This is a genomic window from Kaistella chaponensis, from assembly GCF_900156725.1.
Classification (GTDB): domain Bacteria; phylum Bacteroidota; class Bacteroidia; order Flavobacteriales; family Weeksellaceae; genus Kaistella; species Kaistella chaponensis.
The window spans coordinates 12,917-36,172 of sequence record NZ_FTOI01000013.1 but is presented as its reverse complement, the minus strand read 5'-3'; the positions used below and the strand labels follow the sequence as shown (position 1 = coordinate 36,172).

20 protein-coding genes and 1 pseudogene are annotated in these 23,256 nt (G+C 35.9%); 16 read left to right on the top strand and 5 right to left on the bottom strand.

Annotated elements, in window-relative coordinates:
* Positions 1-5: 5 nt before the first annotated feature.
* From BW932_RS12095 to BW932_RS12045, 12 genes are all read left to right on the top strand, one after another.
* Entirely contained in the window at positions 6-1,202 is a 1,197-nt protein-coding gene (locus tag BW932_RS12095; RefSeq protein ID WP_076387932.1) for an efflux RND transporter periplasmic adaptor subunit, read from the top strand.
* 84 nt (positions 1,203-1,286) lie between these two features.
* Positions 1,287-1,844 (top strand): AraC family transcriptional regulator, encoded by a 558-nt coding sequence (locus BW932_RS12090; RefSeq protein WP_076387930.1) that lies wholly within the window; start codon positions 1,287-1,289, stop codon positions 1,842-1,844.
* Positions 1,845-1,928: 84 nt separating this feature from the next.
* Complete coding sequence (locus BW932_RS12085; RefSeq protein ID WP_076387928.1) at positions 1,929-2,180, top strand: heavy-metal-associated domain-containing protein; 252 nt, start codon at positions 1,929-1,931, stop codon at positions 2,178-2,180.
* Positions 2,181-2,303: 123 nt separating this feature from the next.
* Complete coding sequence (locus BW932_RS12080) at positions 2,304-2,696, top strand: HYC_CC_PP family protein (RefSeq protein WP_076387926.1); 393 nt, start codon at positions 2,304-2,306, stop codon at positions 2,694-2,696.
* A 95-nt stretch (positions 2,697-2,791) separates the two neighbouring features.
* Complete coding sequence (locus tag BW932_RS12075) at positions 2,792-3,262, top strand: DUF3347 domain-containing protein (protein WP_076387924.1); 471 nt, start codon at positions 2,792-2,794, stop codon at positions 3,260-3,262.
* Between the two features lies 1 nt (position 3,263).
* On the top strand, positions 3,264-3,716 hold the full coding sequence (locus BW932_RS12070; RefSeq protein WP_076387922.1) for a heme-binding domain-containing protein: 453 nt from the start codon (positions 3,264-3,266) through the stop codon (positions 3,714-3,716).
* A gap of 17 nt (positions 3,717-3,733) precedes the next feature.
* Positions 3,734-4,306 (top strand): DUF3347 domain-containing protein, encoded by a 573-nt coding sequence (locus BW932_RS12065; protein WP_076387920.1) that lies wholly within the window; start codon positions 3,734-3,736, stop codon positions 4,304-4,306.
* Between the two features lie 124 nt (positions 4,307-4,430).
* Positions 4,431-4,568, top strand: coding sequence for a hypothetical protein (locus tag BW932_RS14325; protein WP_185113921.1), 138 nt, complete (start codon positions 4,431-4,433; stop codon positions 4,566-4,568).
* A gap of 63 nt (positions 4,569-4,631) precedes the next feature.
* Positions 4,632-7,136 (top strand): heavy metal translocating P-type ATPase, encoded by a 2,505-nt coding sequence (locus BW932_RS12060; RefSeq protein WP_076387918.1) that lies wholly within the window; start codon positions 4,632-4,634, stop codon positions 7,134-7,136.
* Between the two features lie 10 nt (positions 7,137-7,146).
* Positions 7,147-7,629: a DUF305 domain-containing protein gene (locus BW932_RS12055; protein WP_076387916.1), complete on the top strand. Its 483-nt coding sequence runs from the start codon at positions 7,147-7,149 to the stop codon at positions 7,627-7,629.
* A gap of 82 nt (positions 7,630-7,711) precedes the next feature.
* Positions 7,712-10,120 (top strand): multicopper oxidase domain-containing protein, encoded by a 2,409-nt coding sequence (locus tag BW932_RS12050; RefSeq protein WP_245820743.1) that lies wholly within the window; start codon positions 7,712-7,714, stop codon positions 10,118-10,120.
* A gap of 285 nt (positions 10,121-10,405) precedes the next feature.
* Positions 10,406-10,654, top strand: coding sequence for a (2Fe-2S) ferredoxin domain-containing protein (locus BW932_RS12045; RefSeq protein WP_076387912.1), 249 nt, complete (start codon positions 10,406-10,408; stop codon positions 10,652-10,654).
* 237 nt (positions 10,655-10,891) lie between these two features.
* On the opposite strand, the gene arsB is transcribed toward BW932_RS12045, so the two are convergent.
* The 5 genes and pseudogenes from arsB to BW932_RS12020 form a co-directional block, all read right to left on the bottom strand.
* Entirely contained in the window at positions 10,892-11,938 is a 1,047-nt protein-coding gene (gene arsB / locus BW932_RS12040) for an ACR3 family arsenite efflux transporter (protein WP_076387910.1), read from the bottom strand.
* 3 nt (positions 11,939-11,941) lie between these two features.
* Positions 11,942-12,574 (bottom strand): low molecular weight phosphatase family protein, encoded by a 633-nt coding sequence (locus BW932_RS12035; protein ID WP_076387992.1) that lies wholly within the window; start codon positions 12,572-12,574, stop codon positions 11,942-11,944.
* 14 nt (positions 12,575-12,588) lie between these two features.
* Positions 12,589-13,056 carry a DUF6428 family protein gene (locus BW932_RS12030; RefSeq protein WP_076387908.1) on the bottom strand — a complete coding sequence of 156 codons (468 nt, stop codon included), beginning with the start codon at positions 13,054-13,056 and terminating at the stop codon, positions 12,589-12,591.
* 48 nt (positions 13,057-13,104) lie between these two features.
* Complete coding sequence (locus BW932_RS12025; protein ID WP_076387906.1) at positions 13,105-13,437, bottom strand: ArsR/SmtB family transcription factor; 333 nt, start codon at positions 13,435-13,437, stop codon at positions 13,105-13,107.
* Between the two features lie 194 nt (positions 13,438-13,631).
* Positions 13,632-13,904, bottom strand: a pseudogene (locus BW932_RS12020) (phosphatidylserine decarboxylase); the annotation flags it as partial.
* A gap of 775 nt (positions 13,905-14,679) precedes the next feature.
* On the opposite strand from BW932_RS12020, the gene BW932_RS12010 reads away from it, so the two are divergent.
* The 4 genes from BW932_RS12010 to BW932_RS11995 all read left to right on the top strand — a co-directional run bounded on the left by BW932_RS12010 (position 14,680) and on the right by BW932_RS11995 (position 23,208).
* Positions 14,680-19,077, top strand: coding sequence for a CusA/CzcA family heavy metal efflux RND transporter (locus BW932_RS12010; protein ID WP_076387900.1), 4,398 nt, complete (start codon positions 14,680-14,682; stop codon positions 19,075-19,077).
* A gap of 23 nt (positions 19,078-19,100) precedes the next feature.
* Entirely contained in the window at positions 19,101-20,297 is a 1,197-nt protein-coding gene (locus BW932_RS12005; protein ID WP_076387898.1) for an efflux RND transporter periplasmic adaptor subunit, read from the top strand.
* Between the two features lie 87 nt (positions 20,298-20,384).
* Positions 20,385-21,107, top strand: a complete 723-nt coding sequence (locus BW932_RS12000; RefSeq protein WP_076387896.1) for a ZIP family metal transporter — start codon at positions 20,385-20,387, stop codon at positions 21,105-21,107.
* Between the two features lie 142 nt (positions 21,108-21,249).
* Positions 21,250-23,208, top strand: coding sequence for a heavy metal translocating P-type ATPase (locus BW932_RS11995; RefSeq protein ID WP_076387894.1), 1,959 nt, complete (start codon positions 21,250-21,252; stop codon positions 23,206-23,208).
* Positions 23,209-23,256 lie beyond the last annotated feature (48 nt).

The window sequence follows — 23,256 nt, the reverse complement described above, 5'->3', positions numbered from 1 at the left end:
ATAAGATGAAATTTAATATTTTAATGCTGGCCTTGCTGGTTTTTCTTTACTCCTGTAAAAAGGAGGAAGATCCGCATGCCGGCCACGATATCTACTACACCTGTTCCATGCACCCGCAGGTAGTCTCCGATAAACCCGGAAAATGCCCCATTTGTCACATGGATTTGGTGCCTGTCGAGAAGAAAAAGAATACTGATCCTAACGAAATTATCTTGAATGACGAGCAGGTTAAACTTGGGAATATCAAAACAGTCGCGCTATCTGATGGGTCTATGGCCGACAAACTTACCCTGACTGGAACACTCAATTTTAATCAGTACCAAATGCAGGCAGTAAGTTCCAGAGTAATGGGTAGAGTTGAACGGTTGTATTATAAAAACATTGGCGATTTTGTTCCGAAGGGGGCGCCGTTGGTCGATATTTACAGTGAAGAACTCAATAATGCAAAGCAGGAATATTTGCTGGCATTAGAAAGACGCAAGCTGTTCGTCGGTAATACTTCCATTGATTTTGATCAGTTGCTCCAAAGTTCCCGCAACAAGCTTTATTTATGGGGAATGTCCGAAGGCCAGATCAAACAGCTGGAAAGATCAGGAAAAGCCACACCTACTACTACCGTGTTCAGCAATGCGGCCGGTTACATCACCGATCTGAGCATTGCCGAAGGCGATTATCTTGCCGAAGGTAGCACCATCGTGAATCTGGCAGATCTTTCATCGCTTTGGGCAGAGGCGCAGGTGTATTCTTCCCAAATGGCTCTCCTTCAGAAAGACAGCAAGGTCACCGTATATATTCCCGATCTGGATAATTTGAAGATTAATGGGAAGGTTGATTTTACAAACCCTGAAATAAGCGCCTCCAGCAGGATAAATCTGGTTCGCATTTCCGTGCCCAACAAAGGAAATCTGCTGAAACCCGGCATGCCGGTATATGTTCTGGTGGAAAACAAATCCCGTGATGGCCTTTCCATGCCTGTGGATGCGGTGATTAGAGATGGTAAATCCTCCACGGTGTGGGTGAAAACCGCGAAGAACACCTTCGTCAACAGAATGGTGGAAACGGGTCTCGAATATGAAGACAGAATAGAAATCACATCAGGAATTAAGGCGGGAGACGAAGTAGTGGTGTCCGGAGCATACCTACTGAACAGTGAATACATTTTCAAGAAAGGGGTTGATCCCATGGCGGGTCACGATATGTAAAATTTTTATCAAGTTCATACATTCATAATCAACGTGGATGCAGATTATAAAAATATTAAGATAAATAACCATTAAAACACCATTATGAAAACAACTTTATATATAAAAAATATGGTGTGCGACCGCTGTAAGTCGGCGGTAATGCGAGAACTAAATACTTTAGGTTACCATATCGATTCCTTAGAATTAGGACAAGTTGTACTGGATCAGGATACGACAGTTGAGATTTCTAAACTGGAAAAGAATCTCCAAGAACTCGGTTTTGAATTGTTGATCGAGGAAACGGATGTATTGGTTGAAGAAATAAAAATTGCGATCATTAATAAAATTGAAAATCAGGATCATTCAAATTTACCGGTTTTTCTAACTGCTACTTTTAACAAATCCTATTCGGTTTTGAGTAAATTATTTAGTTTAAAGGAAGGTATAACCATCGAAAAATATAGGATTAATCTGAAGATGGAAAAAGTGAAAGAATTGATACAATTTGGGGAACTGAATTTTTCCGAAATAGCCTATAGTTTAGATTATAACAACAGTGGTCATTTATCAAAACAGTTTAAGCATGAGACAGGTATGTCTATGACGGAATTCAAAAATCTGCGAAAATGGGAAAGAAAATCCATAGACGATATTGTGTAAGTAATAAACCGAATTGTAACAATAAGTTATATTTTCAGTCATTAAATTTGTAATGTAAAAATAACTCGTACAAAATTTTAAATTATGAATCAAATTGTTTCAATTAAAGGGATGACTTGCGGTGGTTGTGTAAAGTCTGTTGAAAAAGCACTTTCAACTATAGAAGGTGTACAGGAAGTTTCTGTAACTTTAAACCCACCTCAGGCAGATTTGCAAGCCGCCCAAACAGTTACCGATCAACAAATAAATAAAGCATTGTCTGCAGCGGGAGACTATCGCGTTACTACTACGGAAGACAATGAACCGAAAAAATCTGCAGGTTCATGCTGTGGCTAAATACGATTTAAAATTAAAAGATAATTAGAAAAACTTGATTATTACGGTAAAAAATGAGAATTATTTTCATTAAACTCTAAAATTTAATGAAAAATAATTTTATTAATTTATTTGTAAATTATTATGAAAAAGTATTTAGCAATTATGTTCACCGTTTTCTATTTCGGATTTTCATCCGGAATGGTTTATAACGTGCATTATTGCTTGGATCAAACTTTTGTTTCTTCCGCGTCTTCCGCTTCTTCCGCTTCTTCCACTATAACTTGTGCCTTTTGTGGTACCAAAAAAAAGAAAGGTTGTTGTAAAAGTGAAATTAAGATTTTAAAAACAGATGTTCCTCAGAAAGTAGATATTTCATTTATAAATGATGCGCCTGCTGTAGCCATAATTCCGCAAATATCCGATGCAGATTTCTTAATACTGGTAGAACGTAAACAATTTTCTGTTCCGCTAAATGCACCACCAGACAGGACAGAATTACCCTTATTTATTTCTTATTGTAATTTTAGAATTTAGAATAAATCCGTCATTTTTCACCTGAAAAATCGTTATTAATTGTAGCCATTTTTTTTAAAATCTTCTTTATTAAAAACAATCAAAAATTTATTACAATGAAAAAATTAATTTTCACAGCATTATTCTCAGTATTTTCAACATTTAATTTATCAGCACAAATGTCTGACGCGTCAATTTCTAAACTTTACCAAAATTATATCATCATCAAAGATGCTTTGGTAACAGACAATTCAGATGGAGCCTCCAAAGCAGCAAACGACTTTATAAAATCTGCATCTATGGTAGATTACAAAGTTATGTCGGAAGGGAATCTAGACGTTCTCCGAAAAGATGCTTCTACCATTGCTGAAAGTAGAAGCATAGAAACTCAACGGGAATCGTTTGCAAAATTATCTGAAAATATGGTTGCAGTGGCGAAGAACTTCAAACTTTCAAACGATTCAGTTTTCGTACTTTATTGTCCAATGGCAGATGCGACTTGGTTAAGTGCAGAAAAAACGATAAAAAATCCCTTTTACGGCAAATCGATGTTGACTTGTGGAAGCGTGAAAAAGGAATTAAAATAAAATGAAAATTTTCAAGATCATAGCAGTGGTTTTATTAATCGCATTTGTTGGTATACAATTTCTTCCAAAACAAATTAATCAAAGCCAAACCACTTCAAAAGCAGACTTTTTGGTTGTCAATAAGGTTCCGGCAAATATTAAAAATAATTTGCAGACCTCCTGCTATGATTGTCACAGTAATAATTCCCGTTATCCATGGTACAACAAAATCCAGCCCGCCGCAATGTTTTTAGCAAATCATGTGAAAGATGGAAAAAAAGAACTGAATTTCAGTGAGTGGGATTCTTTATCTGTAAGACAGAAAAAAAGCAAATTGAAAGCAATAGTTAATCAGATAAGAGATGATGAAATGCCTTTGAATTCTTACACCATTATTCACAGAGATGCAAAGTTTACAAAAGCTGAAAAGCAGGAAATGATAGAATGGATGGCACAAAAAAGAGACAGTTTATAAAATTTTAAAAAAATAAAATGAAAAATTTAAAAGTAAGTATAGCAACAGTAATGTTATTCGCTATTTCTTTTGCAAACGCGCAACAGAAAAGTAAAATGGATATGAAGATGGACCACAGCAAAATGGATATGAAAATGAGCAACGGTAAAATGATGTCTATGAAAAGCGATGCAAAAGCAGAGGCTATTTTGGGCGATTATTTTAATTTGAAAGATGCTTTGGTAGGAGACGACAGCAAGAAAGCAGGCACTGCAGGCGCTAAACTCGCCGTTTCATTAAAGTCTTTTAGCGCTTCAAAATATTCTGCAGTGGATAAAAAAGAGTTGGCAGATATTATAGATGATGCTACAGAGCACGCTGAACATATTTCAAAAAGCCCAATCGATCATCAACGTGATCACTTTAAAACATTAAGCAAAGACATTTCAGATCTGGTTGCAATTACTGGAACTAAAATGAAATTATACGAGCAGTTTTGCCCAATGTATCAAAAAGGAAGCACTTGGTTGAGTAAAAGCAATGAGGTTAGAAACCCATTTTATGGCAGCAAAATGCTGACATGTGGTAAAGTTCAGAGAACGATTCAGTAAAATGTTGCGATATTGAAAAATACCTAATAATTAAAATTTAAGTCCTGACGAGAGAAAAGGTTAGAATATGTAGTGAATTATTACATTACCCTTTTCTCTTTGTTAGGCACAAAAAAGGATTATTATGAAGGATTGCTGCAAAACAGGAATTGAAAATAATCAGAAAAAAACTGGTTTTAAAAAATGGTGGAACTACGGACTGTATATATTCATCGGTGCAATTATTATTGGAGTAATTGTACTGCAACTATTTGGGAAATAGGATCCCAAACAAATCGGTATTTGATAAAATTCGGTAAATTAAAAATTTAAGTAAAGTAAAATTATGAAACACACCTATCATATTCACGGGATGACCTGTGACGGTTGCCGGAAACACGTAGAAGAAACACTTTCAAAAATTGAAGGCGTTTCAAAAGTAACGGTTGATCTCTCGAAAGAGGAAGCAGTTATTGAAACAGATGGTCATTTGCACATTGAAAAATATCAGGAAGCCTTGAAAAAAGATGGTGGAACATACAGTATTCATAATATAGGTGATCTGCCAAAAGCAGAGGCAGAAACCAAGAAAAAAGAAATTAAAAAAGTAAAAGGTAACGGTACTTTTTACTGCCCAATGCATTGTGAAGGTGAAAAAACGTACGACAAAGCAGGCGATTGTCCCGTCTGCGGAATGGATCTGGTAGAAGAACAAAAATTAAGCAACTCGAATTCGGAACAATGGACTTGTCCAATGCACCCCGAAATAATCAGAGATAAACCTGGCGCCTGTCCTATTTGTGGGATGGATCTGGTGTCGATGGAACCTGATATTTCAGCGGAAGAAAAAACCTATAAAAAATTACTAAAGAAATTATGGATTGCCGTAATTTTTACTTTACCCATTGTTTTAATAGCAATGAGTGAAATGATTCCAAACAATCCATTATATAATTTGATGGAACAAAAATACTGGAACTGGGTTCAGTTCGTTCTATCGATTCCGGTTGTGTTTTATGCGACCTGGATGTTTTTTGAACGTGCCTATAAAAGTATTAAAACATGGAATCTCAATATGTTTACGTTGATAGGAATTGGTGCGGGAGCCGCTTTCCTTTTCAGTGTTTTCGGAATGTTTTTTCCGGATATTTTTCCAAAACAATTTAAATCGCACACCGGAGCAGTTCATGTATATTTTGAGGCTGCCACGGTAATTTTGACTTTAGTGCTACTGGGACAGGTATTGGAAGCCAGAGCACACAGCAAAACAAATTCTGCAGTTAAAGAATTATTAAAACTCGCGCCAAACCGAGCCATCAGAGTTAAAGACGGCATTGAAGAAGAAGTGACTATTGAACAAATCGTCATAGGTGACATTCTGCGTGTAAAACCTGGCGAAAAAATTCCAGTAGATGGTGCAATTACAGAAGGCGAAACCTCTGTAGATGAATCAATGATTACGGGAGAACCGATTCCTGTAACCAAAACAATAGACGATAAAGTAAGCAGTGGAACCATCAACGGTAACCAATCGTTTTTAATGAAAGCGGAGAAAGTGGGTTCAGATACTTTGCTCTCTCAAATTGTGGAAATGGTCAATAACGCCAGTCGCAGTCGGGCACCAATTCAGAAATTAGCCGATACGGTGTCGGGTTATTTTGTGCCAATTGTTGTACTTATTTCTGTTATTACATTCATCGTGTGGGCAGTCTTTGGACCACAACCGGTTTATGTTTATGCTTTTGTAAATGCACTTGCTGTTCTTATTATTGCTTGCCCATGTGCTTTAGGATTAGCAACACCAATGTCTGTAATGGTCGGTGTTGGTAAAGGTGCTCAAAATGGGGTACTTATAAAAAACGCCGAAGCCTTGGAAAAAATGGATAAGGTCGATACTTTAATTATCGATAAAACAGGAACTATTACGGAGGGAAAACCAACCGTTGAAAAAATTGGAGTTTTCGGAGATCGGCTTACAGAAAAAGAAGTTCTACAGTTCATTGTTTCTTTAAATAAAATGAGCGAACATCCATTAGCAGAGGCTACCGTAAAATATGGGAAAGAACAAAATATAGAAATTGTAAATGCTGAAAATTTCAGTGCAGTCACAGGAAAAGGTGTTGAGGGAAAGGTCAACGGAAAAAAAATTGATCTGGGTAATGCCAAAATGATGGAATATGCCAAAGCTGAAATCACCTCTTTGATGGAAACCGAAGTGCAAAATTTTCAAAAACAGGGAAAAACTGTTTCTTTCTTATCTGTAGAGGGAAAAGTTTCGGGATATGTGGTTATTAGTGACAAAATAAAACCGACCAGTGCAAAAGCAATTAAAGCATTACAGGAAAAAGGTATTGATGTTATCATGCTTACAGGAGACAATCACGATACTGCACAGGCGGTTGCCAAAGAACTCAATCTTGTTCATTTTAAAGCTGGAATGCTACCCGAAAATAAACTGCAGGAAGTAGAAAAACTTCAGAAAAGTGGAAAGATCGTAGCAATGGCTGGAGATGGAATTAACGATGCACCTGCGTTGGCAAAAAGTGATGTCGGAATCGCGATGGGAACCGGAACTGATGTTGCGATTGAAAGCGCAATGATCACTTTGGTACAGGGTGACTTGCACGGAATTGTAAAAGCAAGAAACCTAAGCGATGCTGTTATGAAGAATATCAAGCAAAACTTATTTTTCGCTTTAGCTTATAATATTTTAGGAATTCCAATTGCAGCAGGCGTTTTGTTTCCTGTTTTTGGAATCCTTTTATCACCGATGATTGCAGCCTTGGCTATGAGTTTTAGTTCCGTGTCTGTGATCGGTAATTCATTACGTTTAAAAAATATTAACATTTAAAAATAAATTGATGGAAAATTCAATGGATCACTCAAAAAGTAACGTTTACAGCAAATTTGTTTTAATGCTTGTGGCCTCATTTGTAGCGATGTACATAACCATGTATCTCAATACCTATGAACTAGATCACGTTTATTTCAGCATGACCAGATTTTATATGGTATGTCTTGGAATCTCCACGATGGCTTTGATCATGTTTTTCTTTATGCGCAAAATGTATCAAAATAAGCAGAAAAACCTGGGAATAATAGTGGGAAGTATAGGATTGTTTTTCGTTGCACTCGGTTTGGTTCGTACGCAAAGTCCCATTGTTGGCGATGTTCTTTGGATGAAAGGAATGATTCCTCACCATTCCATCGCCATTTTAACAAGTGAAAGAGCCGACATTAAAGACCCCGAAGTAAAAAAATTAGCTGAAAGTATCATTTCTGCGCAAAGAAAAGAAATAGAAGAAATGAAAACAATGATAAAAAGATTAGAAAATGAAAAATAAAATACCCAACTTTTTAAAATTTTTCGCACTGCTGTTTATTGCGGTTTCGGCCCAGGGATTTTCTCAGGACCACAACATGCACATGGAGAAAAAAGAGACTGCAAAAGAAGATGGCAGTGGTAAAATTTCTTTTGGTGGAAAAACAGTGCGCTACGATTTATATGTAAAAGATACGCTCGTAAATTTCACCGGTAAACCAGCGAGAGCAATTGCCATCAATGGAAAGTTAATGGCGCCAACTTTATATTTTACAGAAGGTGATACCGCAGAGATTTACCTGCACAATCAGTTGAAAGAAAATACAGGTCTTCATTGGCACGGTGTGATTCTACCCAATGAAATGGATGGGGTTCCTTATTTAACTACGAAAGAAGTTAAGCCCGGCGAAACGCATCTTTACAAATTCCGTATTTCTCAAAATGGTACTTATTGGTATCATTCTCATGAGGGAACTCAGGAACAGATCGGGATGAATGGGATTTTGGTTTTTAATAAAAGAGATAGTCAGCCAAGTAAAAAGTTTGCAGCAGATATTCCCGTTCTTTTAGGTGAATGGACAGATGAAAATCCGAAACAGATCATGCGAAGATTGCACATGGATCGGGGAGATTATTGGGCCATAAAAAAAGGAACCGTTCAAAGTTATTCCGAAGCCATTGGAAAAGGACATTTCGGAACCAAACTTTTGAATGAATGGAAGCGAATGGAAGCCATGGATGTAAGTGACGTTTATTACAATAATTTCCTTATTAATGGTGAGATTTCTTCAAATTACAAAGATCTAAAAGCCGGAGATAAAGTCAGGCTTCGAGTAGCAAATGGTGCATCTTCCTCTTATTTTTGGCTAAATTATGGTGGTGGAAAAATTACCGTTATTGGAACTGATGGTAATGAGGTAGAACCGGTAGAAGTAGACCGTCTCATTGTTGGCGTTTCCGAATCTTATGATATAGAAGTTACTGTTCCCGAAAATAAAAGTTTTGAATTTCGTGCAACTTCGGAAGACCGACAAGGTCATGCCTCACTTTATTTGGGAGACGGCGAAAAAGTAGACGCACCAAACTTACCGAAACTGATGCTGTTTGAAGGTATGAAAATGATGAACGACATGATGTTGATGAGTGGAGACATGAAACCGATGAGCATGACGATGGGCAATCAGGTGATGGATTTGAACGAAGTAATGTATCCGGAATTATCAGAAAGCCAACGCATGAAAACCATGCAGCACATGATGGAAATGATGGGGACTAAATCCGACATGAAGATGGAAGGTGGCAAAATGGACATGAAATCCGACATGAAAATGAAGGATGGTAAAATGGAAATGGATCACGGTAAAATGGATATGAAATCGGACATGAAAATGGATCATGGTAAAATGGAAATGGATGACAGCAAAATGGATATGAAATCTGACGTGAAAATGGATGATGGTAAGATGGAAATGGATCACAGCAAGATGGCCATGGAATCTTCCGAAGAAAAAACCATCAAAAGGCTCAATTATAACATGTTGAAATCTCCGTTCAAAACTATTTTACCTACTGATAATGTAAAGGAATTGAAATTCACTTTGGAAGGTAATATGCGTAATTATCTGTGGACTTTAGATAATAAAACGGTCGCTGAAAGTGATAAAATTTTAATTAAAAAAGGTCAGGTCGTGAGAATTACCATGTACAATAATTCCATGATGCGCCATCCAATGCATCTTCACGGTCATGATTTTCGTGTAGTGAACGCTAAAGGGGAATATGCACCTTTAAAAAATGTAATTGACATTGCACCAATGGAAACTGTGACGATCGAATTTGCCGCAAATCAGGACGGAGACTGGTTTTTCCACTGTCATATTTTATATCACATGATGAGTGGAATGGGAAGAGTTTTCAGTTATGAAAATTCAGCACCAAACCCACAATTACCGAATAAAGAAGCATCATACAAACAGTTTCTAAACAAGAACCGAATGATTAATACTACTGCAATGTTGGATGTAGCGTCTAATAAATTTCATTTTGAAAACATGACGATGTTAGGAGCGAGATGGTTGAATGTGAATGAATTACACAGTAATTATGATTTTACACATTACGAAGGAAGTGTAAAAGTGGGTCGGTTTTTAGGAAAATATCAATGGGCAATGCCTTATGTCGGTTTTAGAAGTAACAAAAATCATGATATGGCAAAAACCTGGTTCGGGCAAAATGTAATGCCCCAGAATCAAAATGTAGCCATTGCCGGTATTCGTTATCTTTTACCAATGCTAATAATAGCAGACGCAAACGTTGACCAAAATGGAAAAGTGCGATTAGAACTGGGGAGAGAAGGAATTAAAATATCACCCAGAATTCGAGGAAATTTTGCCGTTAATTCAGACAAAGAATTTGACTTTGGATTAAAATACATTCTTCAGAAATGGGTTTCAGTGTCGACAAATTACGACAGTGAATATGGATTTGGAGCGGGTTTAACCTTCATGTATTAGAGATAAAAAATATCCAATAAAATTTTCAAATCCGTCTCCTTTTTAAAAGTGGGACGGATTTTATTTCTAATGTTTTTGTATTACTTAAGAAATTATAAAAATATAAAGGCTTGAGGTGAAGTAAAATTGGGTGCAAAATTGTTATTAAGACGCTATGAAAACTTTTGAGGGCATTAATTACATTATAATATGAACTTAAAAAAAATTGCAAACAGAGCGCTTATACATTACAACCGACAAATTAATCTAAATGACTAAAAATCAATTACAATAAACAATAACACTATGGAAGATTCTAACCACAGCAAGCCCATTATTTATTGGTGTAATGGCGTAAATTGTAGGAAGAAAAAGGGGAAACTTTTAGATTTCTATGTAAAGAAATATAATTTGAAAAATAAAATCGAAATTGAAAAAATGGATTGTAATAATAGATGCCAACAAGCTCCCGTTCATCATCTTCATCCAGAAGATATATGGTTTTCGGAGAAAGATTTGGGAACAATCATCAAAAGGAATATTTTAAATAAATAAAATTTTCTCGTCTTTTTTTCCAAGAGACTTAATGTATCGTAAGAAGATTTTAGTTCCTGAAGGTGATGCTGAACAATTGTCGTCTGTGAATGGTAATAATTTGATATTGTGGACTCCAGTTGTATAATTAATTCATTCATTCATTATAGATTGGCCTTTAATTGCGGTTTATTCTTTTTCTGAAATAGAAAATTTATCTACTAATGATTATGATGCAGTTCTCTAAACTCTGCAGAACTAAATATTATTTTTTGCGAAATATTTTTGCCGCAACCAGAATGAAACCCGAACCAATAAAATCAGTGCTGGAACTTCGACTAAAGGACCAATTACGCCTGCAAACGCTTGTCCCGAATTTAGCCCAAAAACTGCAATTGCAACTGCAATCGCCAATTCAAAATTATTCCCTGCTGCTGTAAATGCCACCGCTGTCGTTTTGTCATATTCTGCTCCTGATGCTTTGGTAACGAAAAATCCAATGATAAACATTAACGTAAAATATATTAATAATGGAATTGCAATAATCACAACGTCCATTGGTATTTTCACAATCAATTCTCCTTTTAGCGAGAACATTACTACAATGGTAAATAAAAGCGCAATTAAAGTTATGGGCGAAATTGTCGGAATGAATTTGTTGGTATACCATTCTTCGCCTTTTATTTTTACTAAAATAAGTCTGCTTAAAATTCCCATTACAAACGGAATACCTAAATAAATGGCGACACTTTCTGCAATAGTTCCGATTGAAATATCCACAATTGCACCATCAAAACCGAAATATGGAGGTAGAACTGTGATAAAAATCCAGGCATAAAAACTATAGGCAAAAACTTGAAAAATACTATTTAAAGCGACTAAACCTGCTCCATATTCGCTACTTCCTTCTGCAAGGTCGTTCCAAACCAAGACCATTGCTATGCAACGAGCCAAACCAATTAAAATAAGACCAACCATATATTCGGGATAATCTCGCAAAAATGTAATTGCTAAAACAAACATTAAAACGGGACCAATTATCCAATTAAGAATGAGCGAAATAGAAAGGATTTTTGTGTTTCTGAAAACCTTTGGCAATAATGAATAATTGACTTTTGCCAATGGTGGATACATCATCAAAATCAAACCGATTGCAATCGGAATATTTGTAGTTCCGCTACTAAATGAATTGATGATGTTTGGAAATGTTGGAATAAAATACCCAAGTCCAACTCCTATTGCCATTGCGACAAATATCCAAAGCGTTAGATTTCTATTTAGAAAACTTAATTTTTTTGAAGCCATTTTTTATGAATTTATTTGAGAGAAAACGTAAAACATTTCAGTTGCTATTTGCAGACTTCTTTCATTGTACTTTTCTGCTTGTTGTGGTGTATCGTCAAATACTTTTGGGTCTTCAAAAGTGATAGGAATTCGTTTTTCTGCGCCAAACACAATTGGGCAGGCTTCATTTGCAGAATCACAAGTAAGAACTGCACAAAAACCAGATTTTGGGTTAAAATCATCATTCAATTTCTTTGAAAATCCAATTATTGGATGCTCGTTATCTGCATATTTAATGGAATAAACAGGATTATCATTTTTAGAAATTGTGTTTATCTGAAAACCTGAATTTTGCAAAGTTTCTGCAACCATTGGAAAAAGTGCGGTTGCTTCTGTTCCGCCCGAATAACAAAATACGTTTCTGATATTGAAGTAGTTTGCCATTGTTTGCGCCCAAACTTGTGATAAATGACTTCTTCGTGAATTGTGAGTGCAGATAAAGTTGATACGGATTTCTTGATTTTTTGAAACCTCTGCCCGAATAAAATCAGTTAGCGGTTGTAAAACTGCTTTACGTTCGCTTGAAATGGTATGAGGTTTTAATTCTTTGATTAAATTTTGTATTTCTAAAAATAGAGTTCGCTTTGTTGTCTTCATTTTTTTGATTTTTTTTAGCAACAACCACTTCCGGGTGCACAAGAAGTTGCAGTTTGAATTTCAGATAAAATCTTTTTAGGTTTTTCAGCGTGAATGCCACATTGGTCTTTAGCCAAACAATCAGTTTGTTTAGATGTCAATAAGAAATGTTGCCCGTCAAAATCAAGTCCGAATTTTCCAATTGTATCCGCTTGGTATTCTACTTCGATTTCTAAATCTGCTATTTTTAAAACTTTTTCCGAAAGTTCAATGATGTTCAACAACTTTTCTGGATGCAATCTGTGGTCGTAATCATTTGCATTCCATAGTTGGAAATTTACGACTTCTTCTTTTCTTTCAGTTCCACCACAATCGATAAAATGTTTTGTGATTTTACCGACTTCTGTAACGTGAAAGTGATTTGGTACTAATTCTCCGTTTGGTAATTGAAAACCTATAGTTTCCAGTTCTTTTAATACTGATTTTACTTGTGATAATTTCATAACTTTATTTGTTTATTGCGATTATATGATCAATACATTCAAATTTTTTTAACAGCAATCTTGGCTTTCGGTTAAGTCTTGGTTTAGAAATTCAGTCATTACAGTTTTCATTGCTATCCAATTTTCTGCGTGAATACAATAACAAACACTTGTTCCTTCCACATTTCCTTTAATCAAGCCTAAATGCTTCAATTCTTTTAGATGTTGCGAGATTGTTGGTTGGGCTAATCCAATTTCATTTACCAGATCTCCGCAAATGCAAGCATTAATTTTAAACAAATGTTGTAAAATCGCTACCCTTGCAGGATGTCCGAATACTTTCGCAAATAATGCAATTTTATTTTGCTCTTCCGTAAATTTTTCTGTTTTTGAACTTCCCATTATGTTTTATTAATTGCAATATTACGATTAATATAAATACGAGCAAAACAAAATTAAGAGGAATATTTTTTATACTTCAAATAAATGGAGTTTTTTAAAATTTTTCTCCAATTCTTTCACCCATTTTTATGATCGTTTCAAAATCTTTCGAGGTATTAACCAATAAATCATGATCGATTTTAATTTTGTTTTTCTCAAATAACAGGACAACTGTCGAAACCTCCAAATTTAAAATAACCTTTTTCTTCCCCTTTTTTTACATTCGTACCTTGATAAGTTTGAATCATACTTCCAACCATTGTTGCCCCAACTTCGATCATGACAACATTGCCGAAAACCGGACTTTTTATAATGCAGTACTCGCGCTTATTCAGCCAGAAGATTTCTGCTTTTTCACGCAGAGCCAAAGGACTTACCGAGTAGTAATTACCTTCAATTTTAATATTTGAACTTGCCGTGATTCCACTTACCGGAAAATGTGTTGGTCAGAATCCGAATGCGATTTCTAACTATCATAATGATTTTTCACAAAACCTAAAAATGAAAGAGAGTGTTCTGTCTTATTCGTAATATGCTCTACAAAATGCTGTATCAAGTTTGGAAATTTCAACATTTCACCCAATTCTGTATTGGCACACAGAAAAATAAGTAGAAATGATATTGAAATTATTTTCTTCAAGATTGTAAAAGTACAGATTTATGAGAGAAGATGAAATAATATCAGGTAATTTTTACAATTTGTGGAAAGATTCACTCTTTTTTGGATTGTCAAAAAATCAAGAATAATATAATTTCCGGCAGCAATTTTTTATTTACCTTTGCAAAGGTGAAGATTTTCAACTACATATTAACAGTTTATTTAGCAGTCTTGTTTAGTATGCCTTGTTCTGATAGTGAACAAAGCACTTTTGAGTTGGCTACTACTAAAATTGAAAAGGCGCAGGAAAACCATTCACAAAAACATAAAGACGATTCTTGTTCGTCTTTTTGTATGTGCAGTTGCTGTGGTAGGAATGTTGTTTTGTATCAACAAATTCCTGCAAACTTTATTGGTCATTTTTCAAACGAATTCTATTCAGCAGAGTTTTTTCATATTCCAAATCCATACTCCAACTACTTTGGCAGTATCTGGCAACCGCCTCAATTAGGTTAGTATTATTAAATAAAATTTACGGTTTTGCTTTTCTGCGAACGCGTACTTTTTATTATCTAAATTTTACTTTAATCTAATTTTCTTTATCAATGCTAAATAAAATCATTGAATTCTCCATCAATAATAAATTGGTGATCGGAATTTTCACTATTGCGCTCATTATTTGGGGCGTCATGTCCCTTCGAACCCTTCCTATAGATGCCGTACCAGATATTACAAATAATCAGGTACAGGTAATAACATTAAGTCCATCACTGGCAACACAGGAAATAGAACAGTTTATTTCTTATCCTATAGAACAGACAATGTCTACTATTCCTGAAATTAAGGAAGTGCGATCTATTTCCCGCTTTGGTTTATCTGTTGTAACCATTATTTTTCATGATGACATAGATATTTACTGGGCACGCCAGCAAGTCTCTGAACGGCTTCCTGAAGCAAAAAGTTCCATTCCTGCAGGACTTGGTAATCCTGAAATGGCACCGGTTTCTACTGGTTTAGGTGAAATTTACCAATATACGGTGCATGCTAAACCCGGCTTTGAAGATAAATACGATGCTGTCAAACTGCGAACAATTCAGGATTGGATCATTAGAAAACAATTATTAGGTACGCCGGGAATTGCAGAAGTAAATAGTTTTGGAGGTCTTTTGAAACAATATGAAATTGCTTTAAACATTAATCAACTAAGAAGTTACAATTTATCTATTTCTGATATTTTCACAGCACTGGAAAAAAACAATCAGAATACCGGTGGTTCATATATTGATAAAAAACCCAATGCCTATTTTATCAGAAGCCAGGGCTTGATCACAAGTCTTGGAGATATTGAAAGGATTGTAGTTAAAAATTCGGAGAGTGGTCTGCCTATTACCATCAGAGATGTTGCAAAAGTTCAGTTTGGGACTGCTACCCGATACGGTGCACTTACCAGAAATGACAAAGAAGCGGTCGGCGGAATTGTAATGCTATTAAAAGATAATAATGCTTCTGAAGTAGTTGGACGAGTAAAGGATAAAATAGACCAAATACGGAAAACTTTACCTGACGGTGTAGAGATAGAACCCTTTCTGGACAGAAGTGAATTTGTAGACAGAGCCATGAGTACGGTGCAAAAAAACTTAATAGAAGGGGCGTTAATTGTAATATTGGTTTTAGTTCTTTTTCTCGGGAATATTCGTTCAGGCTTAATTGTGGCTTCGGTTATACCTTTAGCAATGCTATTTGCCGTAGCATTGATGAAAGTTTTTGGCGTATCTGGAAACTTGATGAGTCTTGGGGCGATCGATTTTGGACTTATTGTGGATGGTGCTGTAATTATCGTGGAAGCAACCATGCACCACATGAGGAAGTTGAAAACAGGAAAAATTTCGCAGGCAGAAATGGATATTCAGGTTTCCGGTTCTGCAAAAAAAATGATGAACTCCGCTGCGTTTGGTCAACTTATTATTTTAATTGTCTATTTACCAATATTGGCTTTGGTAGGAATTGAAGGCAAAATGTTTCGCCCGATGGCACAAACGGTTTCCTTTGCGATATTTGGGGCATTAATTCTTTCGCTTACTTATGTGCCGATGATCAGTTCGCTTCTACTGAGTAAGAATATTACGCATAAAAAGAATTTTTCTGATAAAATGATGGAAAAATTTCAGCGTATTTATGATCCGTTGATTAATGGTGCACTGCGATTTAAAAAAACTGTTTTGATTGTTGCAATTACGCTTCTCGGATTGTCAGCAGTTATTTTCAATTCTCTTGGTGGTGAGTTTCTACCAACGCTGGAGGAAGGAGATTTCGCAGTAGAAACAAGATTATTAGTAGGAAGTTCGTTGGACCAGACTATAGATAAAATAGAGCAGGCATCCAGCCTATTAATGAAGACGTATCCCGAAGTAAAAGAGGTGATTGGTAAAATCGGTGCATCAGAAATACCTACGGACCCAATGCCCATTGAGGCTGCGGATATTACCATTTTATTAAAACCTAAAAAAGACTGGACAAGTGCAGATACCCGAGAGGAATTGACGGAGAAAATGCAGAAAACTTTAGAGCAGGTTCCGGGTGTTACTTTCGGTTTTTCGCAACCAATCCAACTGCGTACCAATGAATTAATTTCAGGAGTGAGACAGGATGTGGGTATCAAAATTTTTGGCGACGATTTAGAAACGCTTTCAGATTTAGCAAAAAAAATAGGGGCGTTAATTCCCTCAGTTGATGGTGCGGAAGATCTGTATGTAGAACAAGTAAGTGGTTTACCGCAAATTTCCATCAAATTGAATCGGGATAATATAGCCCGATATGGGTTAAATGTTGAAGAAATAAATAATGCGATAAATACCGCATTTGCTGGAGGTGTAGCCGGAACGGTATTCGAAGGAGAAAAACGTTTTGATTTGGTCGTTCGGTTAGAACAAGGCGAACGCCAAAGCATAGAGGATGTGAAGAGACTCTTTGTTACTGCAAGTAATGGAAACCAGGTTCCGTTGGAGCAGGTTGCAGATGTAAGTTACCAGTTGGCACCTAACCAAATACAGCGTGAAGATGCCAAAAGAAGAATTATCGTTGGCTTTAATGTTCGGGGTAGAGATATTGCCTCTGTAGTAAAAGACGTTCAGGCAAAAATTGACGAAAAAGTAAAAATGCCGACTGGCTATTTTATAACGTATGGTGGACAGTTTAAAAATTTGGAAGAAGCCAACAAAAGACTGTCTATAGCCGTGCCGATTGCATTGGGATTAATTCTTTTGCTGCTATATTTTGCGTTTGGCTCCTTAAAATATTCACTGCTAATTTTCACAGCAATCCCGATGTCTGCCATAGGTGGAATATTTGCCCTTTGGTTAAGAGGTTTACCTTTTAGTATTTCGGCTGGTGTAGGCTTTATTGCTCTGTTCGGTGTGGCTGTTTTAAATGGAATCGTATTAATAACAGAGTTTAATCAACTTAAAAAACAAGGAATGAAAGATATTAAGCAAAGAATTCTCGCAGGTACTGCTATAAGATTAAGACCGGTTTTAATGACTGCTACCGTTGCATCATTAGGATTTTTACCGATGGCATTGGCAACCGGAGCAGGAGGAGAAGTACAAAAACCATTAGCAACAGTTGTTATAGGTGGTTTGTTCACCGCAACATTTCTTACACTTGTACTTTTGCCGGTACTTTACTCTTATGTGGAGAATATAAAACCTTCCCGACGTAAGTTGAAAAATACAAAAATTGCAGGATCAGCAACGATTATTCTTTTGTTTTTACTCTCAGGTTTTAATAATGGAGTTAAAGGTCAAATTACGACAAATTCATCTTCATCTTTAGGGACGATAGATTTGAATTCAGCAATTTCTGCTTCCCTGGAATCCAATCCAAACACAAGGGTTGCAAAATTAGGAGAGGAATACCAGTCTGCATTAAAAGGTTCTGTGAGAGATTATGGCAAAACAAATATCAATCTCACTTTTGGTCAATATAACAGTCTTATTGCTTATGATAATAATATTACCATAAGCCAAAATATTCCGAATCCGGTTTATTTGAAAAGATTAACAGAACTGGCAGACGCCAACATAAACGCGTCCAAAATGCAGGCAGGAATTTATAAAAATCAGATCACTTATCAGGTAAAAAGTATTTATTATAGTTTACTCTACAGAAAAGAACAAAGAACATTAAATGAGGAATTAATCGCGCTTTATGAGAAAATACTTCGTGCTGCCGATATAAGATTTCAGACTGGTGAAACAAATATTTTAGAAAAATACAATGCCAATACCAGATTGCAGGAAGCGATTTCTCAAAAATTGCAGACGGAAGAATATATAAAAATTCATCTGGAGCAATTGAAAAGGTATACCGGAAATCAAACCATCGAAGATATTATGGAAACAACGCTTATCGAAAAGTTTTTAGATGTATCACCACAGAGCGCAATTTTTAATAATAATCCAGACTTGCTTGCTTTGAAAAGCCAGATAGAAGTCGCTAAAGAAGAAATCAGAGTTGAAAAAAGCAGGTTACTTCCCGATTTTAGCGTCGGTTATTTTAACCAATCGTTGGTAGGTAATTTCGAGAAAAATGGAGTTTCGAAGTTTTACGGAGTAGGAAAAAGATTTCAGGGTGTAGAATTGGGAATTAGCATACCCATTTTTGCAAAAGCGCAAAAAGCAAAAATCAAAGCCGCAGAAATTAACCAGCAAATACAGGAAGCAAAAGTAGATGCATTTTCTTTCAGTCTTTCTCAACGGGGTTCTACACTGCTTTCGGACCTAAAACGGTTGCAAATCCAGATCAATTTTTATAGGGAAACAGCATTGCCACAGGCAAAGTTGCTTATTACAAAATCACAGCGTGCCTTTGAGGTTGGAGAAATGGATTATTACCAGGTTAGTCAATCCATAAACAACGCCGTGGAAGTCCAAAAACAATACATCGAAAGTTTAAATCAATATAATCAAACAGCCATCGAACTGGAATTAATTTCTGGTTTATAATAAATAATTAAAGTTCCAAAATCATGAGTAAATCAAAATATTTATATATCATCGTCTTAAGTTTTATGTTGTCAGCCTGTAATTCCGATAAAAAGGAAGAAACAGCAGTCACGGCAAATGTAGAAGTTCCGCACGATGCAAACAGCGTAGAATTTAGTGAAGCGCAGTACAAAAGTGTGGGAATGGAATTGGGAAATATAACCAATACTAATCTTTCCAATTATATCAAAGCCTCTGGAGCTATTGAAGTTCCACCGCAAAATCTGACCAGTATCACCTCTTCTTTTGGAGGTCATGTAAAATCCATGAACGTAATCGAAGGAAAATATATTGGAAAAGGAACCGTGGTGGCAACGATAGAAAATCCTGAATTTCTACAGATACAGCAGGATTACATGGAAAGCAATAGTCAGATGTCTTATTTAAGACAGGATCTTACACGCCAAAAAGAACTGGTAAAAGAAAATATTGCAGCCAGAAAATCTTTACAGCGGGCGCAAAGTGAGTATAATAGTATGTCTGCACGAGTTGCCGGATTACGGGCAAGACTTCAGGTTGCGAACATCAATCCTGCTTCTGTTGCAAGAGGTAACATATCTTCGCGCGCCAACATTTATGCACCACAAAGCGGATACGTAACAAAAGTATATACCAATATTGGAAAATATGTTGGAACTAATGAGGTTGTCGCAGATATTGCAAATACAGGTAATATGATGGTAAAAGTGCAGGTTTTTGAAAAAGATGTTGCAAAAATAAAAGTTGGTCAAATTATTCGATTTCAGGCTACTGGTGACGCCGAGGAAAAAACTGCTAAAGTTTATCTGATAGGGAAAGATATACACGGAGACAGAACTGTAGATGTTTTGGCAAGAATTCAGAATGTATCTCAAAATCTGTTGCCGGGAATGTTTGTAAATGCTATCATAGAACTTGGATCTGTGGAAACACCAGCATTGCCAGATGCGGCAATTGTAGGTTCCGGAGGTAAGAATTTTATTTTTATTTTAGAAAAAACTTTAGAAAAAACTAAAGATAAAGATGGGAAGGAAAAAGAAAAACAATATATCTTTAGGAAGGTAGAAGTGCAAACCGGTGTAAGCGAAAATGGTTTTACTGCGGTTACTTTGCCTGCAAAATCTAATGAATCCGATAAAGTAGTTTTAAAAGGGGCATATGACCTGCTTTCTAAAATGAATAATATGGAGGAAGAGGAGTAATCTTGGGATAATTTTAAAACCTTAAAACCTAGTTACAAACCATTTGTTTCCATAAAAAGTTGCCAAAACTAGCATCAAAATATTTTTATGATTTCAATTTATTTATACGCCTTAATTCCAGTTGTTTCCATTTTATTGGGCGGGATTACCGGATTATTTAAAAAACCAAACGCGGGTTTTCGGAGTTCTGTGTTGCATTTTGCGGGCGGAGTGGTTTTTTCAGTTGTTGCAGTGGAACTTCTGCCGGATATTATTAAAAATCACAGGCCTATTGAAGTGGGAATTGGTTTCGGACTGGGCATCGCGACGATGTTGGCTGTAAAATATTTTTCAGAAAAATTTCAAAAAAACGCTGAAAAATCGGCAGTAAAAAATTCTTTGCCGATGGGACTTCTGGTGGCATTGGCCATCGATTTACTAATAGATGGCGTGCTTCTCGGCGTTGGTTTTGCGGCTGGAAGCACCGAAGGAATTCTGCTTTCCATCGCTTTGGCTCTCGAAATTTTTTCTCTGGGATTAGCAGTAGTTTTGGCTTGTATGGATTTAAATTTTTCAAAACAAAAAAGCCTGACTATTTTATTAGTTTTGGGTGCCTGCTTCTTTGTCGGAGCCGTTTTAGGAATTACATTATTAGCAGGATTATCACAGGAATGGCTGGAATTGGTGCTGTCTTTCGGTCTCGCTGCTTTATTATTTTTGGTAACTGAAGAATTATTGAAAGAAGCGCACGAAGAAAAAGAAACACTTTTGCAGACGAGTATGTTTTTTGTAGGATTTTTAATATTTCTACTGGTAGGAATGGTAGTTTAAATTAATTAAGATTAAAAAAATAAGCATAATCGTAAAGTTCAAAAAATGAATTTTAATTTAAAATTTTTAGGTTCAAAAATTAAACTTGATAAATTATTATAATAAGATACAAACGATATATTCAAAAATTAAAATATAAAAAATGGCAAAAAAGAAATTAAACTTAAGGGATATTGGAACGGAAAAACATGCCGGAGAGCATTCCCACGATGCTGGACATAATCACGATAATACGGACAAAACAACGTTACAAATGTTTTTGCCCGCCATTATATCATTCACATTATTAATAATTGCTATTGCTTTAGATAATTGGATTACCCAAAATTGGTTTAATGGATGGGTAAGGATTGCCTGGTATGTTGCAGCGTATATTCCCGTGGGATTACCAGTTTTAAGAGATGCGTTTGATAGTATAAGAAAAAGTGATTTCTTTTCAGAATTTCTTTTAATGAGCATCGCTACAATTGGTGCATTCGCAATTGGAGAATATCCGGAAGGTGTAGCGGTAATGCTTTTCTACGCTGTTGGTGAAGTTTTTCAAACCCTTGCAGTACAGAGAGCAAAATCCGATATCAAAACCTTATTAGACCAAAGACCAGATGAAGTTACCGTTTTAAAAGATAACCAAGCAACAACTGTGAAGGCAGAATCTGTAGAAATCGGAGATATTATCCAACTAAAATCTGGCGAAAAATTAGGTTTAGATGGAGAATTGATTTCAGAAAAAGGTTCATTTAATACAGCGGCGCTCACAGGAGAAAGCAAACCAGATTCTAAAACTAAAGGTGAAACTGTTTTAGCAGGAATGATAAATCTGAACACCGTAGTAGAAGTGAAAGTAACTACCGCATATAAGGATAGTAAACTTTCTAAAATATTAGAATTGGTACAAAATGCAACTTCACAGAAAGCACCCACAGAATTATTTATAAGAAAATTTGCAAAAATCTACACACCAATCGTCGTACTATTGGCTGTTCTCATTACCATAGTTCCAATGTTTTTCGTACAGGATTATACTTTCAGCAAATGGCTTTATAGAGCACTGGTTTTCTTGGTAATAAGTTGTCCTTGTGCATTGGTAATTAGTATTCCACTAGGATATTTCGGAGGAATTGGCGCTGCAAGTAAAAACGGTATTTTGTTTAAAGGCAGCAACTTTTTAGACGTTATTGCTACTATAAAGAATGTTGTGATGGATAAAACAGGCACAATGACGGAAGGTGTTTTCAAAGTTCAGGAAGTTATTATTCATCCAGATTTTGATGAAAAAACAATTTTGGCGATGGTCAACAAATTGGAAAGTCAAAGTACACATCCGGTAGCAACTGCGATTCATAATTTTGTTGGAGAATTGGATTCAAAAATAGCATTGGAGAATGTAGAAGAAATTTCAGGTCACGGTTTAAAAGCAAACGTAAACGGAAAAGAATTATTAGTCGGTAATTTCAAATTATTAGACAAATTTTCTATTAAATATGATTTAGACCCAAGTTCAATTGTTTATACTACCATCGCAATTGCGTATAATAATAAATTTGCCGGCTATTTGACCATCGCAGATTCGATAAAAGAAGATGCGCAAGAGGCGGTTACTAAACTGCATAATCTTAATGTGAAAGTAACGATGTTAAGCGGTGACAAAACCAACGTCGTAGAACTTGTTGCAAAAGAATTAGGGATTGATACGGCTTTCGGAGATCTACTGCCCGAAGATAAGGTAGAAAAATTGAAAGCAATTAAAAGCAAAGGCGAGAGTGTAGCATTTGTGGGCGATGGCGTAAATGACGCTCCGGTCGTCGCACTTTCAGACGTAGGAATTGCAATGGGTGGATTGGGAAGCGATGCTACTATTGAAACCGCGGACGTTGTAATTCAGGATGATAAGCCGAGTAAAATTGCAATGGCCATAAATATTGGAAAGCAGACAAAAAAAATCGTTTGGCAAAATATCATTCTGGCATTTGCCGTGAAAGCCGTTGTTTTAGTTTTAGGAGCAGGAGGTTTGGCAACAATGTGGGAAGCGGTTTTCGCGGATGTTGGTGTGGCATTATTGGCAATTTTAAACGCTGTAAGGATACAACGGATGAAATTTTAACGAATGCATCGAGTAAAAAATTGACCACTTTATTATAAATCCTTATTT

What these genes read in the sequence shown, in the direction of transcription:
- BW932_RS12025 (WP_076387906.1), bottom strand. Translation starts at nt 13,437, where the DNA reads ATGGGAAGTTCAAAAACAGAAAAATTTACGGAAGAGCAAAATAAAATT.
- BW932_RS12055 (WP_076387916.1), top strand. Translation starts at nt 7,147, where the DNA reads ATGGAAAATTCAATGGATCACTCAAAAAGTAACGTTTACAGCAAATTT.
- BW932_RS12070 (WP_076387922.1), top strand. Translation starts at nt 3,264, where the DNA reads ATGAAAATTTTCAAGATCATAGCAGTGGTTTTATTAATCGCATTTGTT.
- BW932_RS12005 (WP_076387898.1), top strand. Translation starts at nt 19,101, where the DNA reads ATGAGTAAATCAAAATATTTATATATCATCGTCTTAAGTTTTATGTTG.
- BW932_RS12010 (WP_076387900.1), top strand. Translation starts at nt 14,680, where the DNA reads ATGCTAAATAAAATCATTGAATTCTCCATCAATAATAAATTGGTGATC.
- BW932_RS12000 (WP_076387896.1), top strand. Translation starts at nt 20,385, where the DNA reads ATGATTTCAATTTATTTATACGCCTTAATTCCAGTTGTTTCCATTTTA.
- BW932_RS12080 (WP_076387926.1), top strand. Translation starts at nt 2,304, where the DNA reads ATGAAAAAGTATTTAGCAATTATGTTCACCGTTTTCTATTTCGGATTT.
- BW932_RS12030 (WP_076387908.1), bottom strand. Translation starts at nt 13,056, where the DNA reads ATGAAATTATCACAAGTAAAATCAGTATTAAAAGAACTGGAAACTATA.
- arsB (WP_076387910.1), bottom strand. Translation starts at nt 11,938, where the DNA reads ATGGCTTCAAAAAAATTAAGTTTTCTAAATAGAAATCTAACGCTTTGG.
- BW932_RS12060 (WP_076387918.1), top strand. Translation starts at nt 4,632, where the DNA reads ATGAAACACACCTATCATATTCACGGGATGACCTGTGACGGTTGCCGG.
- BW932_RS12095 (WP_076387932.1), top strand. Translation starts at nt 6, where the DNA reads ATGAAATTTAATATTTTAATGCTGGCCTTGCTGGTTTTTCTTTACTCC.
- BW932_RS12050 (WP_245820743.1), top strand. Translation starts at nt 7,712, where the DNA reads ATGGAGAAAAAAGAGACTGCAAAAGAAGATGGCAGTGGTAAAATTTCT.
- BW932_RS12090 (WP_076387930.1), top strand. Translation starts at nt 1,287, where the DNA reads ATGAAAACAACTTTATATATAAAAAATATGGTGTGCGACCGCTGTAAG.
- BW932_RS12065 (WP_076387920.1), top strand. Translation starts at nt 3,734, where the DNA reads ATGAAAAATTTAAAAGTAAGTATAGCAACAGTAATGTTATTCGCTATT.
- BW932_RS12075 (WP_076387924.1), top strand. Translation starts at nt 2,792, where the DNA reads ATGAAAAAATTAATTTTCACAGCATTATTCTCAGTATTTTCAACATTT.
- BW932_RS11995 (WP_076387894.1), top strand. Translation starts at nt 21,250, where the DNA reads ATGGCAAAAAAGAAATTAAACTTAAGGGATATTGGAACGGAAAAACAT.
- BW932_RS12085 (WP_076387928.1), top strand. Translation starts at nt 1,929, where the DNA reads ATGAATCAAATTGTTTCAATTAAAGGGATGACTTGCGGTGGTTGTGTA.
- BW932_RS12045 (WP_076387912.1), top strand. Translation starts at nt 10,406, where the DNA reads ATGGAAGATTCTAACCACAGCAAGCCCATTATTTATTGGTGTAATGGC.
- BW932_RS14325 (WP_185113921.1), top strand. Translation starts at nt 4,431, where the DNA reads ATGAAGGATTGCTGCAAAACAGGAATTGAAAATAATCAGAAAAAAACT.
- BW932_RS12035 (WP_076387992.1), bottom strand. Translation starts at nt 12,574, where the DNA reads ATGAAGACAACAAAGCGAACTCTATTTTTAGAAATACAAAATTTAATC.